We start from the raw sequence: 672 nt of genomic DNA on the forward strand, positions 1-672 counted from the left end.
ACTGCACCTGGGCCATGTAAGCTGACTTTATGGCCTCGAAACCACCGAGCCGGAACTTCATGAAATCCCGGGAGGTAAACGGGCATTTCAGTTCAAGGCCGTTGCCGTCACTGCATAAACCATCGGGAGAGCAGGCGGTACGCATACTTTCGTCGCGATAGATGATCGGGGATTCAGTAACATTCACGCCGGAAGTGAATTCAAACAGGGTTCTGGCGTCGTTCTCGTACTGTTTTCCCCAGGCCAGTGCTTTAGCGTTAACTTCCGGAGCCACACCGGTGCAAACCTCAGCAAGCAGGGTGTGGAAGTAGGACATTTTCATGTCAGGCCACTTCTTTCCGGAGCGGGGTTTTGCTATCACGTTGTGAACTTCTGAAGCGGTGATGACGCCGAGCCGTAATTTGTGCCACGCATCATCCCCCTGTTCGACAGCTCTCACATCGATCCCGGTACGCTGCAGGATAATGTCCGGTGTCATGCTGCCACCTTCTGCTCTGCGGCTTTCTGTTTCAGGAATCCAAGAGCTTTTACTGCTTCGGCCTGTGTCAGTTCTGACGATGCACGAATGTCGCGGCGAAATATCTGGGAACAGAGCGGCAATAAGTCGTCATCCCATGTTTTATCCAGGGCGATCAGCAGAGTGTTAATCTCCTGCATGGTTTCATCGTTAAC

The 672-nt window shown here is 52.5% G+C and carries 2 protein-coding genes; both read right to left on the reverse strand.

The features are described 5' to 3' along the window. Positions 1-478: YqaJ viral recombinase family protein (locus tag EJ063_RS20395; RefSeq protein ID WP_126576075.1), on the reverse strand; the 478-nt coding region annotated here is incomplete at its 3' end. Beyond that, a partial coding sequence (locus EJ063_RS20400; RefSeq protein WP_439333298.1) for a hypothetical protein occupies positions 475-672 on the reverse strand: 198 nt, incomplete at its 5' end. The genes EJ063_RS20395 and EJ063_RS20400, both read right to left, overlap by 4 nt.

Origin of the sequence: Vibrio aquaticus, from assembly GCF_003970385.1 — a bacterium.
GTDB classification, from domain to species: Bacteria; Pseudomonadota; Gammaproteobacteria; order Enterobacterales; family Vibrionaceae; genus Vibrio; species Vibrio aquaticus.